General features: G+C 62.7%; 12 protein-coding genes and 1 pseudogene. 8 read left to right on the forward strand and 5 right to left on the reverse strand.

The genetic code is table 11. The annotated features are described in order from the left end of the window. Window positions 1-27: 27 nt before the first annotated feature. Window positions 28-1230: a TolC family protein gene (locus tag C722_RS0101495; RefSeq protein WP_017638794.1), complete on the reverse strand. Its 1203-nt coding sequence runs from the start codon at window positions 1228-1230 to the stop codon at window positions 28-30. 265 nt (window positions 1231-1495) lie between these two features. Between C722_RS0101495 and C722_RS0101500 the strand changes: the two genes are divergently transcribed. The 4 genes and pseudogenes from C722_RS0101500 (at window position 1496) to C722_RS0101515 (ending at window position 6535) form a co-directional block, all read left to right on the forward strand. Beyond that, entirely contained in the window at window positions 1496-2170 is a 675-nt protein-coding gene (locus C722_RS0101500) for a heavy metal response regulator transcription factor (RefSeq protein ID WP_026083573.1), read from the forward strand. Between the two features lie 5 nt (window positions 2171-2175). Next, window positions 2176-3582, forward strand: a complete 1407-nt coding sequence (locus tag C722_RS0101505; RefSeq protein WP_169854974.1) for a heavy metal sensor histidine kinase — start codon at window positions 2176-2178, stop codon at window positions 3580-3582. A 605-nt stretch (window positions 3583-4187) separates the two neighbouring features. Beyond that, window positions 4188-5671, forward strand: a pseudogene (locus tag C722_RS24525) (SulP family inorganic anion transporter). A 12-nt stretch (window positions 5672-5683) separates the two neighbouring features. After that, a complete protein-coding gene (locus C722_RS0101515) occupies window positions 5684-6535 on the forward strand; it encodes a universal stress protein (protein ID WP_017638799.1) in 852 nt (283 codons plus the stop codon). 1 nt (window position 6536) lies between these two features. Here the strand turns inward: C722_RS0101515 and C722_RS26085 are convergent, their stop codons facing one another. Further along, window positions 6537-6944, reverse strand: a complete 408-nt coding sequence (locus C722_RS26085; RefSeq protein WP_132833191.1) for a hypothetical protein — start codon at window positions 6942-6944, stop codon at window positions 6537-6539. 60 nt (window positions 6945-7004) lie between these two features. Between C722_RS26085 and C722_RS0101520 the strand changes: the two genes are divergently transcribed. The 4 genes from C722_RS0101520 (at window position 7005) to C722_RS0101535 (ending at window position 8952) form a co-directional block, all read left to right on the forward strand. Continuing rightward, window positions 7005-7235: a hypothetical protein gene (locus tag C722_RS0101520; RefSeq protein WP_017638800.1), complete on the forward strand. Its 231-nt coding sequence runs from the start codon at window positions 7005-7007 to the stop codon at window positions 7233-7235. Between the two features lie 27 nt (window positions 7236-7262). Beyond that, the gene (locus tag C722_RS0101525; protein WP_017638801.1) at window positions 7263-7811 is read left to right on the forward strand and encodes a PBECR2 nuclease fold domain-containing protein; all 549 of its coding nucleotides are present in this window, start codon (window positions 7263-7265) and stop codon (window positions 7809-7811) included. 545 nt (window positions 7812-8356) lie between these two features. Further along, window positions 8357-8611, forward strand: coding sequence for a type II toxin-antitoxin system Phd/YefM family antitoxin (locus C722_RS0101530; RefSeq protein WP_017638802.1), 255 nt, complete (start codon window positions 8357-8359; stop codon window positions 8609-8611). A 107-nt stretch (window positions 8612-8718) separates the two neighbouring features. Next, window positions 8719-8952, forward strand: a complete 234-nt coding sequence (locus tag C722_RS0101535; protein WP_169854975.1) for a hypothetical protein — start codon at window positions 8719-8721, stop codon at window positions 8950-8952. Between the two features lie 157 nt (window positions 8953-9109). Here C722_RS0101535 and C722_RS0101540 read toward each other — a convergent pair whose 3' ends face one another. The 3 genes from C722_RS0101540 to C722_RS0101550 form a co-directional block, all read right to left on the reverse strand. Continuing rightward, entirely contained in the window at window positions 9110-9403 is a 294-nt protein-coding gene (locus C722_RS0101540; RefSeq protein WP_132833192.1) for a hypothetical protein, read from the reverse strand. A gap of 361 nt (window positions 9404-9764) precedes the next feature. Then, window positions 9765-10247 carry a hypothetical protein gene (locus tag C722_RS0101545; protein ID WP_017638805.1) on the reverse strand — a complete coding sequence of 161 codons (483 nt, stop codon included), beginning with the start codon at window positions 10245-10247 and terminating at the stop codon, window positions 9765-9767. Continuing rightward, window positions 10244-10844 (reverse strand): hypothetical protein (locus tag C722_RS0101550; RefSeq protein WP_017638806.1); only part of this gene is annotated, 601 nt, incomplete at its 5' end. The genes C722_RS0101550 and C722_RS0101545, both read right to left, overlap by 4 nt.

A 10844-nucleotide genomic window follows, 5' to 3' on the forward strand; every position in this document is an offset into this window, starting at 1 on the left:
CCCGGTTCGTTACCGGGATCTGTAGCGTCATGGGGAGGTGAAGAGCGGGCCATGGAGGCGTTCGAGGCGAGCCCAGGCAGCGATCTGCGCCCGCTGGGCGAGCAGGTACTGCCCCCGCGCCGCAATGAGGGCGCGCTGGGCTTCCAGCACATCCAACTGGGCGAAACGTCCCAGCGAGAAGCCGCGCGTGAGGTCATCGACCGTGCGCTGGCCCGCCGGCATCACCCGGTTGCGCAAGTCGTCGACGTCCGCTGCCGCGCTACGCCAGTCGCGCAGCGCCTGAAGGGTCTCGGCCTGAATCTGCAGCTCGGTCGCTCGCTGTAGATCCCGGGCCTGGTCGGCGCGGCTGGAGGCGGCGAGCAGGTTGCCCTGGTTGCGATCGAAGAGCGGTAGCGGGAGCGAGAAGCCCACCAGATTCACCCGCTCCCCCTCGAGCTCGTCGTATTGGCTGCCCAGGCTCACCCGCACGTCCGGATAGCGCTGGCTGCGCTGCAGATCGACGTCGGCATCCCCGGCGGCTACCTGCTGCCGCGCCTTGAGCATCGCCGGTGTCTGGCGGATCGCCTGCAGCAGCCGGGCTTCGCCGGGAGGTTCGGGCAGACGATCCAGGTCACCGACCGGCTCACCGAGTTCGATCACTGAGACACCCAGTTGGCGGGCAAGACTTACCCGCGCGTTGTCACGCTGCTGCAGTGCGCGTCTCAGCTCCAGCCGCTGGGTGACCTGTTCCACCTCCGCGCGGGTACCCGATACCGGTGAAAGCTTGCCCGCTCGAATCTGCGCCCCCGAGCTGTCCAGGCTGCGCTGGGCCAGCGCCTGCGATTGCTTGGCGAGCCGCACCGCTTCTTCTGCCAAGAGCAACTCGTAAAAGCCCTGGATGATGTCCGCACGGAGGGCATAACGGCGCGCCTCGAGGTCCGCGTCGACCACGCCAGCGTTGGCCTCGGCCACCGCCACCCGTGCGGCGCGCTTGCCGCCCAGCTCAAAGGGCTGGGTGAGCGTGATGCTACGGGTCTGACTGGCAGAGCGAGTGTCCTCGACCTCGAAGGCGAGTTCCGGGTTGGGCAGGAGGCCTGCCTGCTGCCGTGCACCTGCGGCCGCGGCGGTCTCCTGGCGGGCCGCCAGGTAGTCGGGATTGTCGCGCAGGGCCTGGGCCAGCGCCTGCTCCAGGGTCAGCGCTGAGGCCTGGGCCGATCCGCCGGCGAGCAGCAGGCCCAGCCCCAGCACCATCAGGTGCCTTAGGGCGGGATGTCGACAAGAAAAGAATAGCGGCACGACAGCGGCTCCTGTGCAGAAGGCGCGACGCTCGAAGGGAGCGACGCTCGATAGCGAAGCCGACTCTAGGGAGCGCCACCTATCGCTCCGGTGACACCAACATTACAAAGCTGCAAGGAAGTTGCCGCCGGGCAAGGATAGCGGCAGGCTTGGTCGCTTGACCCTCTACTGGCTACAGGCTGCAGCCTGCGTCGCCCTCTCGACACGACCGACACCGACGATGCGCTTACTGATAGTGGAAGACGAAGCCCGGGCTGCGGATTATCTGCAGCAGGGCCTCACGGAGAATGGCTATGTGGTCGATCGGGCCGCGACCGGAATCGATGGCTTGCATCTGGCCCTCCAGCAGGACTACGACCTGATCCTGCTGGACATCAATCTGCCGACGATGGATGGCCTGGAAGTCCTGGAATTGCTGCGCCGACGCAAGCAGACCCGGGTGATGCTGCTGACGGGGCAGAGCCGCACCAGCGAACGCGTCCGTGGACTGGACGCCGGCGCTGACGACTATCTGACCAAGCCTTTCGAATTTCCGGAGTTGCTCGCCCGCATCCGCGCGCTGCTCAGGCGCGGCGAGACGCGAGTGCTCAGCGAGACCCTGCAACTGGCCGACCTCGAACTGCATCCCTTTCGCCATCGGGCCTTTCGCGGCGACCAACGCATCGACCTGACCAGCAAGGAATTTGCGCTGCTTCATCTGCTCATGCAGCGCCAGGGCGAAGTGCTCTCCCGCACCGAGATCATCTCGCGGGTCTGGGACATGAATTTCGACTGCGACACCAACGTGGTGGAGGTTGCGATTCGACGCTTGCGGATGAAGGTCGATGAGCCCTTCGGGGAAGCCCTTATCCATACCGTAAGAGGCGTTGGCTACGTGATGGAGCGTCGTTCGTGAGGCCCATGAGCCTGGCCCTGCGCCTGGGGCTGATGGTCACGGGCGTGGGCTTGCTGTTGGCCATCCTGCTGGTCGTCATGGTGTACAGCGTTCTGGATCGAGAGCTGGGCAGGCGCGCTGCCGACCAGCTGCAAGCCAAATTGGGTCAGATCCAGCACAGCCTGGAAGAGCGTCCCACGGATCCCAAGGCGCCCTGGCAGCACAGCTTGGCTGATACGCTGCTCGGCCACGAGGAGCTGTCAGTCACGGTGCTGTCGGCCACCGGGGACACTCCCCTGTACGGGCTGGGCTCCCATGCCTATGCCGACGAGCTCCGGCCAGAACGCTGGCCGGATGCCCAGACCTTGGCCTGGCACTCCGATGACGGTCATGACCTTTTGACTGCCCGAGCCAACCTGACCATTCCAGGGCTACCGCCACTGCAGCTACTGCTGAGCCAGGATCGCAGCAACGACAGCTTCCTCCTGGACGCCTTCCTCCGCGCGGCCCTAATCAGTCTGCCGATTCTGCTGCTGCTGATCGGCGCCGCAGCGTGGTGGACGGGCTATCAGGGCCTTGCACCCTTGCGGCGCTTCCGCCGTACCGCACGGTCGATCACTACCCGACAGCTCACCTTGCGGGTCGACGACACCAACCTGCCTGCAGAAGTGGCTGAGCTGGCCACTGCGCTGAATACCATGCTGGAGCGCCTCAACGCCGGGGTGCAGTTGCTCGACCGCTTCGCCGACGACGTTGCCCACGAGTTGCGTACGCCGCTCGGGATCCTCATTGGGCGTACGCAGATGATACTCAGCCGGAAGCGTGACGAGACCGCGTATCAACAGGCCCTGGAGGAATCCCTGGACGAGTTGGATCGCCTGAGCCGAATCGTCACGGACATGCTGCTGCTGGCCCGCCTGGACAGTCACGAACCGCTGAGTTCATTGGGCAAGGTGGCTGTCGAGCACGAGGCGCTCAGGGTCTGCAGCCTGTTCGAAGCCTATGCCGAGGCGCGCGAACTCGAGCTGGCCGTCGAGGGGCAGCTGCTGGTCGAGGGCGACACGCTAATGATCCAGCGTGCCATCTCGAACGTGCTATCGAACGCCATTCGACATGCTTATCCCGGGACTGAGGTGACGGTGACGTTGTTTAGGCGAGAAGACGGCGTCGGGTGCGTGGCGGTTACCAACCAAGGCCCCCCGATCGCTACCGAGGAGCTGCCCAGGCTCTTCGAGCGCTTCTACCGTGGCAGTGACCGCCATACCGCCGGCAATGGGTTGGGGCTGGCGATCGTACGCGCGATCATGGCTTATCATGGAGGTGGGGCATGCGTGGAATGTTCAGAAGGGCAGACACGCTTTCTACTAAAGTTTCCACCTTCGTCTTATCTGCTGCCGCCATTGGCAGTCAACGGCAGTAACGGTGCTCAATAGCTCAAGTAGATTAGGTTTGTAGTGCGTAAAGTAGTGCTCAGCGGCACAAAATAGCAGAGCGCGGTAGAAATTTGTCAATGTCGCAGTAGACGAAATGAGCAAGGCTTTTTTCTCACTATATTCCCCTTCCCTTCTGCCGCGCTGAGGTGGACGTCAGTTCAAATATGGGGCTAGTAGCTCGCTCCCTTCCTGCTTTTCCTTCTATCGCGCGCGGGGCGCGGGTGATCGGTAGGCGAGCCCGGGCTGAGGGGGTGCAGGGGTGATTTGGAGTTCAGGGTGTGTGTAGGGGTGGTATATTTAAATGGCTTGGCTGGACCTCTTTAATACATCGGGGTCTCGTCAGGATCATTTTCCAACGTGCTCAACCGCCCAGTTGTCCTCCCAAGGCCGTCGCCGCGGTATGTGTTACGATTGCAGGCATGCAATACCCATCTCTCGACTGGCAACCCAGTCCCCCATAGCTCGCGCCTTCCTCGTCCTTGCCTGTTGCAAGGACGCTTGCCGTCCTGTCGCGCCCGTGACGTGGCGGCTGCCCACCCTGACATTCACGCCTGATCCGGCGTTTGCCACCTGCTCGACGGGTCAGGCACAGGTGCGAGTTATCTATGCTGCATACCCTCAAGACGCATTGGTTCTCCAATGTGAAGAACGACGTGCTGTCCGGCCTGGTGGTCGCCCTGGCGCTCATCCCGGAAGCCATCGCCTTTTCCATCATCGCCGGGCTCGATCCCAAGGTGGGGCTCTACGCCTCCTTCTGCATCGCCGTGGTGATCGCCTTCGTCGGCGGTAGGCCGGGGATGATCTCGGCGGCCACGGGCGCCATGGCGCTGCTGATGGTGACCCTGGTCAAGGAACACGGCCTGCAGTACCTGCTGGCCGCCACCCTGTTGACCGGGGTGCTGCAGATCGCCGCCGGCTATCTGCGCCTGGGCGCGCTGATGCGCTTCGTATCCCGCTCCGTGGTGACGGGATTCGTCAACGCCCTGGCGATCCTGATCTTTCTTGCCCAGTTGCCCGAGCTGACCCATGTCGGCTGGGAGGTCTACGCCATGACCGCCGCCGGGTTGGGCATCATCTATCTGTTCCCCTTGTTGCCGGTGGTAGGCCGGCTGCTGCCGTCGCCGCTGGTCTGCATCCTGGTGCTGACCGCCGTCTCCCTGGCCCTGGGCCTGGACATTCGCACGGTGGGCGACATGGGTCAGCTGCCCGATACCCTGCCGGTACTGCTCTGGCCGCAGGTGCCCCTGACCCTCGACACCCTGCTGATCATCCTGCCCTATTCGCTGGCACTGGCCGTGGTCGGCCTGCTGGAGTCGCTGATGACCGCCACCATCGTCGATGACATCACCGATACGCCCAGCGACAAGAATCGCGAGTGCAAGGGCCAGGGGATCGCCAACATCGCCGCGGGTCTGCTGGGGGCATGGCGGGCTGCGCCATGATCGGCCAGTCGGTGATCAACATGAAGTCCGGGGGCCGTACGCGGCTGTCCACCCTCTGTGCAGGCGTCTTCCTGCTGCTGATGGTGGTGTTCCTGGGCGACTGGCTCGCGCGCATCCCCATGGCGGCCCTGGTCGCGGTGATGATCATGGTTTCCATCGGCACCTTCAGCTGGGATTCGATCCGCAATCTGCGGCGCCATCCGCTTTCCACCAATCTGGTGATGGTGACCACCGTGGTGGTCGTGGTCGCTACCCACAACCTGGCGCTCGGCGTGCTGGTCGGGGTCTTGCTGGCCTCGCTGTTCTTTGCCAACAAGGTGGGGCACCAGCTGACCATCACCTCCCGCCTGGAGGCGCCCGGCGTACGCCGCTACGAGGTGCAGGGCCAGGTGTTCTTCTCGTCCACCGCGGCCTTCCTCGCCTCCTTCGATTTCAAGGAGGTGCTCGACGAGGTGCGCATCGACCTCAAGGCGGCCCAATTCTGGGACATCACCGCCGTCGCCGCCCTGGACAAGGTCGTGCTCAGGTATCGCCGGGAAGGCGTGACCGTGCAGGTGCTCGACCTCGACCAGGCCAGCGCGACTCTGGTCGATCGCTTCGGCATTCACGACAAGCCGGGGGCCGGCAGCGAACTGCTGGGCCACTGAGGAGAGACACCCATGAGCAAGATCATCGCCTGTATCGACGGCTCGCCCCTGGCGGGCAGTGTCTGCGACCACAGTGCCTGGCTGGCCCACCGCCTGGCGCTGCCCATCACCCTGCTGCACGTCCTGGAACGCAGCCTCTATCCGACCTCACCTGACACCAGCGGCGCCATCGGCCTCGGCTCGCGCGAGCACCTGCTCGAAGCGCTGGCCCGGCTGGACGAGCAGCGTGCCCGCCTGGCGCGGGCCGACGGCGAGGCGCTGCTGGCCGGAGCCCTGCAGCGGTTGCACGCGCGGGGGGTGGCGACGGCTCCGACGACGCTTCAGCGCCATGACTATCTGGCGGATACCCTGCGCGAACTGGAGGCCGAGCTGGGCGTGCTGGTGATCGGCAAGCGCGGTGAGCACTCCGGCAGCCGTGGGATCGGCAGCCAGCTGGAAACGGTGGTGCGGATGCTGCACAAGCCCATCCTGGTCTGCGCTGCCGATTTCATCGAGCCCCGGCGCTTTCTGGTCGCCTACGATGGCAGCGAAACCACTCACCAGGGTCTGTTGCGCGTCGCCAAGAGTCTGCTGCTGTCGGGGCTCGAGGGCGAGATCCTGCAGGTCGGCGACACCACCCCGGCCCGGCTGGCCGGACTGGAAGCCGCTGCGGATCTCTTGAGGTCCTGTGGCAGCACGGTGACGACGCATCTCGTCGCCGGGCATCCGGAGGAGGCGATTCCCGACCGGGTGCATGCCACTCGGGCCGACCTGCTGGTGATGGGCGCCTACAGCCATTCTGCCGCCAGGCGCTTCCTGCTGGGCAGCCAGACCTCTCACATGCTGCGTCACACCGACATCACCACCCTGGTACTTCGCGCGTGACTTACCACGAAGCTGCTTGATAGCTACGATCCGCCGCATCCATTACTTCGGATCGGCGGATGGCGAGACTTGCTAGCCAATGGTGATTGAGGTCGATCAAGGTCTGCAGCTGCACCTTGCGCTTCCGGCCATGCCCAGCCAAGCCGGGCCGCGCAGCGGCGCCGGCTGTAGCTGGTAATAGGGGCAGACCAGGATCTGCAGCCGCGCCAGGTCCCGCCGGCCATTCCAGACCGCGCAGCGGCGCCAGCTGCAGTGGATGATCGGGGGCAGCAAGAATCTGCATCTGCGCCAGGTCCTGCGGTCCAGCGCGGCGGATCTTGCGCCACCCGGTGATCAAGCCCCGCGAGCTATTACGCGTGAAAGTAGTCTTTCTGAATACCTTTTTGCTATCAAAAACGTTAAAATGCAATCAATACTCCCCACCAGATCCGCATTGATACGCGACTTTGCTATCAGGATATATTGAGTCATGGCGCTGACTATTCGTAACGTTACCGATGAGGAAATCGAGGCCTTTTCTGCTCTGACCGGAGAGAAAACAGCCTCTAAGGCAATCATCCAGGCTGCCAACTTAGGGGTTCGTAATACAGCCCGGCTAGAGGTCGCCAACCAGAAAATTGCCGAACTAGAGGCCCTAATCAGACGCATCGTCGGTCCCTGTGAAGCTATTGTCGAGGCGATCAATAGGCCAACCGAATGATGCCGTCATTGAAGTTTGGAGCTGGCAATGTCGGCTGAAACGCCCCGGATGATGATCCGTGAGGCTTCAGGCCAGCAGACTTGGAAGGAGCACCAGCTACCGGACCTTCGCTCCCTTACCCGCGAGCTTAGGGCGCTAGCTCCTGAGCTAGTAGCGCCAGCAGCAACTGTTGACGATGCGGTTGAGTGCATAGCTACTCAATTTGGGTTTACTGGCGGAGTCACCTCTGTGGATGTAACTACGCCTGTAGGTGCTGTGCGGATTCTACGGGACAGCCTTCCCCACATCGTCGAGAAGCGCGCGGATGCCAGGGAGAGGTATGTTGGCTATGCCCTGGATACCCTCACCGGCCCGTTCGAGGTCTGGAAGGTGCTCTATACCAATGACGACTACCGGCTGGCCTTCATCGGGGCATATGAGGCCAAGAATCAGATGCTTGTGGTCGTGACTGTGAAAGATGGGCTGTTGCTCTGGAACTTCATGCATAGCGACGCCAGGTCGATGAACAAGCATCGTCATGGTGAGCTCTTGTTCCGCCGATATGAAATCGAGAGCAAAGAAAAAGGGCAGCTATGAGCTGCCCTAAGAGTGTTTGCCTGATATTTGCATCCTCAGACCAGGATGAAGAGGTCTCACCTGACGCTGATACCGCAACTATCAACGAGGTTCCTACGCCAGCTATAGCCGCTGCGGGGCAGCTGGTTTCGCGCTCTTGTGAATCATATTACGCATCAATGACCCCCTCGTCAAACAGTCGTGATGGACGCCTTTGATTGCAATCTGCTCCCCAGATTATGACAGTCAACGCGAGAATGCATCACCGCACTACGCGGTCTAGGCACCGGAGACGTCTGGTGATCGAGGTTGAACTGGGTCTGCAGCTGCACCAGGTCCTGTCGGTCGGCCTGCGCCGCGCGGCGGCGCGGGCGGCAACTGACGATCGAGGTCGACGCAGCAGCACCAAGTTCTGCCGGCCAGCGCAGGGCTGCGCAGCGGTGCCGGAAATGCCTCCAGCCCTGACACAAGAATGCATCGCCGAAAGAATAGGACCATATTTGGTTCTAATTTGGGCCGATAAACGATAGAGTGGGCCGCATTGCAGTGAACATTGGGATCTATCAATGCGAGTCGAAACAATCAGCTACCTGAAAAAGAATGCGGCCGATCTTGAGCTCACTGAGCCAATGATTGTTACCCAGAATGGCAAGCCAGCCTATGTGATCGAGGCCTATGCGGATCGTGTCCGCCGCGATGAGTCCATCGCCCTGGTCAAGCTGTTGGCGTTGGGATCCAAGGAGTACGAGGGTGGCAAGCACATATCATCCGAGCAGCTGAAAGAAGGCCTGCAACAGCGGTTCGGGGGCGATAGCAAATGACAGCCAGGGCTTTCCAGGTCCGGTTCAGCGCTTCGGCGAGGACCTGCGCGCATGACCAGGTGCACCACCTCGCAAAATCGGTTTCTCGCCCCGACGCAGTTGCAAAGATGACCAGCGTCGTTGACGAGGTCGCCATCGAGCTCCGGAAGTCCCCTCTCGCTCACCCGATTGCCGCCGCCGGTGCCGAGTTTGGTATCACCAGGTATCGCGAGATCTCCAAGTCTGGCTATCGAGCGGGATATCTGGTCGACGAGGCGCGGCGCGAAACCGTCGTGCTCGCCATCTTCCGTGATGGGCAGGACATCCAAGAGCTGCTGTATCGGCACCTGCTCACAGGTTGAGACGTACCGATACTCGCCACTCGCGGCGATCCGTAGTCGGCCAGCAGTGCCCCGCAACTGGGGGTACCGGTGATCCACAGGGGGGCCGGTGGCGCCGTGCAAGAGGCTGACACACCTGCCAGCGCTCAGCAGGTCGGAGCCGTCCCGTCATCTCCATTTAGCCGGCGAAAAAGCACATCCAGACAATGGCCACGCCTACGCCGCCGATGGCAAGGCGGCTGATCACCCGGGCGGACGCAGTATCAGTTGCTCGCGCCTCGAGCGCACATAGGCCAAGCAGCTCAGCAACTACGAAGCCATACCAGCCTGGATGCACCTCAACAACCGGTGCAGGATCGAGGCCGCGTGTGAACCAACCGAACGTGCAGATGAATAGGACCAACAGCAGCAGGCCGAGCCACGGCCAGTTACGGACGACGTAGCTCTCTCGCTTCATAGGTATGGGTTTCAAGAGACCACTCCATAGTGCAGAGCCCAGGCATGTCTACCCGAGACGGGGCGAACGCCGCTCGCTTGACGGCCATTGTCTCTGCCACCAGCGCTCTGATATGAGCAGTTCATGCCTGGAAAGGGCGGAAACCTCGCGTAGAACGTGGCCAAGAAGCGCTCGTCGATGAACACCGGTTCGGCTCAGCCCCAAAGCCACAGGAAAGTGCCGACTACTGCCGATCCAGCTGTCATGGCCAGGGTGATGCTATGACGCTGGATCTGGATAGCCAGCGCCCAGCGAAGCGGACCGTTCGACGCCTCGCGTAAATCGCGGTTGAGGTGCTTTTCTGCAGCAGATGCTACGTGCAGCTCGAGCTGGTGGATTACTCGCGTCCTGGCGCTACCAGCAATCGCCCCGCCGTGCCCCGCAACATCGCCAGGCATGTCGGTACGTCCAGATGAACTTGTTTGGCCAGCACACGGATGCCCAGGGCACCAAGATGGAAGACCTTGTCCGGGGTGATCGGCACGTTGATCGATTGGCGTTGCTGGAGCAGGCGAAGGTAGAGCACACCGCGCTCAGGCTGGTTAACCAGGGTCAGCCCTTTGTCGCCGGCGGCGCCGTGATTGCGCGCTTCGAACGTTGCCGTAATTCCCAGGACGCAACACATGAACGCCGGCATTTCGCGAGGCGTAATCTGGAGCGTCAGCTTCTCGGACCAGTCGAATTTTTCGCTGGATCCTTTGCGCCCGGCGCCGTCCACTGCGAGCACGGTTTCCTGCGCCTGATTCAGCACCACCTCGAACTTCAGCGCGGCAGATCCGCCGTAAACGTGGAAGCCCTCGAACTGCTCGGCCACGGTCATTCCCCGGAAGCAGGGCTAGCTGCCCGGGGTGCCCTACCGGTGCCCCTTGAAGCCGGCTTCGAAGCCGCTTTGGCAAGCTGGCGCTCCAATGCTGCGATTCGAGTACTGCTGTCTTTCTGCACGCGCTCCAAGTAACGTTCCGCGGCTTCCCGGCCGGCGTCGGCCCGAGCAAGCTTGTCACCCAGGGCGCGATTCTCCACCCGCAGCTCTGCGAGGATCTCTAGATCCTGGGCGCGCGTGCGCTCCATTTCCTGGATTTGCCCCGCGGCGCTATCAGCCTCGGAGCGAGCGATGGCAAGCCGATTGCGCATTTCGCGGAGCTCGACCTGGGTATCAGCAAGGCGCTCCTCAGCTGCGGAAGCAGAACGCTGATGCTCTGCGCTCGCCGCTTCTACGGAAGCCTTCTGGGCGAGCGCCAGGCTCAGCTCAGCCTGGCTCTCGGCGAGCTGGTCCCGAGCTAGTTGCGCCTGCCCTTCTGCCTCGGCAAGCCGCTCGGCGAGACTGGCGTTCTCCTCAGCCATAGCACTGAGCTGGCTGTCCTTCAGCTGAAGCTCGCTGGCCAACCCGTCCATCTGCTGCTGACTGCGCTCCTGATCT

This window comes from Pseudomonas sp. 313, from assembly GCF_000316965.1.
In the GTDB taxonomy this organism is placed as follows: Bacteria; Pseudomonadota; Gammaproteobacteria; order Pseudomonadales; family Pseudomonadaceae; genus Chryseomonas; species Chryseomonas benzopyrenica.